The sequence below is a fragment of the Streptomyces sp. SID1328 genome (genome assembly GCF_009865595.1).
GTDB classification, from domain to species: Bacteria; Actinomycetota; Actinomycetes; order Streptomycetales; family Streptomycetaceae; genus Streptomyces; species Streptomyces griseoluteus.
Genome location: NZ_WWKH01000158.1, coordinates 1 through 1,713, shown reverse-complemented (window position 1 = coordinate 1,713; position 1,713 = coordinate 1). Strand labels below are relative to the sequence as shown.

The following is a 1,713-nucleotide window of genomic DNA, read 5'->3' as shown; positions in this document are numbered from 1 at the left end:
ACCGGGCGGTCCACCGTCGGGTTCCCCCAGTGCGGGACCTGGGACGGGGAGAAAAAGATGCGGCTCATCCCGTTGGAGAGGAAGAAGTCCTGCGGGGTGACCGGGCGGCCGAGGAACATGTCGTCGTTGAAGTAAAGGAAGTGCTCGGACAGGCCCTTGATGTGATGCAGCCGGCTCTCGATCGCGTGTGAGTTGAAGGTGGGCAGCGCGGCGGGGTCGTCGAAGATCTCGGAGTGGTCGACCACGGTGATCCGGGGATGGCTGTCGTCGAGCCAGGCCGGGCGCTGCCGGTCCGTGACCAGGTGGACGCGCCTGATCCAGGGCGCGTTCTGCTCCAGCGCGCGCAGGGAGTAGCGCAGTTCGTCGCGGCTGATGTACCGGGCCGCGTTGGCGGACTCCGCGTGGTAGCCCGTGTCGCCGTGGGCGGCACGGCGGCGCAGCCAGGCGGGGTCGCTGCCGTCGACCCAGGTGTAGACGGCGTCGATGGGGAACCGGACGTCCTCCGGGAGGCGCTCGGCACTGGCCGCGAGGGTGCGCACCGGCCGGGTGCGGCGGGTGGGCGGCGCGGCGAAGCTGGTCAGCCTGCTGGCGGGCAGGGTGACCAGGGGCTCGCCGAACGCGACCTCCTCGGTGATCCGGTTGGGCCGCGGGGCGACAAGACGGTCCTCGCCGGGCTGCCAGAACTCCAGGTCGCAGCCGTGCTCCAGGCCCAGCACCAGGGTCTTGGCGGGGTGGCTCCAGACCGAGCCGACGCGCAGCACGTCCGCCTCCCGCGCCGCTCGCGCGGCATGCCGCGAGCCGCACAGCACCGCCTGCCCGGCGGCGGACTCGCCCCGGCGCGGCTGTACGTAGACGGGCCCCGCGGCGCCAAACCGGCCGAGCAGCTCCGCGACCTGCTCGCGGTCGGCCGCCGAGACGGCGACGCACGAGCGCAGGTCGCTGGTGCCCCGGATCACGAAGTGGTCGACATCGGCCCGCTCCAGGGCGCTCACCACGCGTTCCAGATTGTCCTCGCGCAGCTCCAGCGGGGAGACGGCGGACCGCACCACGGCGATCCGGTTGCCGGGCACGGCCGCGAGTCCGGGACCCCGCTCGAAGGTACGGAGCTGGGGCCAGCGGCGCCGGGCGCGCACGGCGCGCAGCCGCCGGGTGAGGAAGCCGAGGGCGTGCAGCCGCCGCAGCAGCCGCTTCAGCGCCGCGCGCAGACCGGTCGGCACCTTGCGCGCCACCCGGCGTCTGACCACGGCGGGGACGACGGCCCGGTACGCCTGGAGCGGCGCCGACGCCTCGGGATTGGCCGTGCTCACCTCTGAGGGACCACCTTCCGCGAGGAGTCGACGGGCGCCGAAGGTGCTCCGGGGCCGCGCTCGAAGGGGCTGGGTACGGGGAAGTAGCGGTGCAGGAAGTCGACGACCGCCGCGGTACCGCCGCCGGCCAGCGCCGCGTCGGTGCCGAGTCCGGTCAGCTGGATCTGCTGGGTGTCCCGGCGCGCCAGCAGCCGTCGCAGATGGACGGGGAGGGCGGGCAGCGCCGCGTGCAGGGTGACCGACGCCTCGCCGGAGGGGTCGGCGAGGGCATGGAGCCGGCCGAAGTGGTGGGCCACGCCGTCCAGCGGATGGGTGCCGGGCGCGGTGGCCGCCCGCTGGGCGTCCGGCGCCTCGGGGAGGGGGGTGCCCTTCTCGGCGAGGCGGGCGAGGGCCTCGACGCGGTGCG

Annotated in this window: 1 protein-coding gene and 1 pseudogene; both read right to left on the bottom strand. The window is 74.6% G+C overall.

What is annotated here, in order from left to right; genetic code table 11:
- On the bottom strand, positions 1–1,307 hold a 1,307-nt coding region (locus GT030_RS37280; protein ID WP_161199982.1), incomplete at its 3' end, for a stealth family protein.
- Positions 1,304–1,713 (bottom strand): annotated as a pseudogene (locus GT030_RS04770) (sugar phosphotransferase); the annotation flags it as partial. The gene GT030_RS37280 and the pseudogene GT030_RS04770, both read right to left, overlap by 4 nt.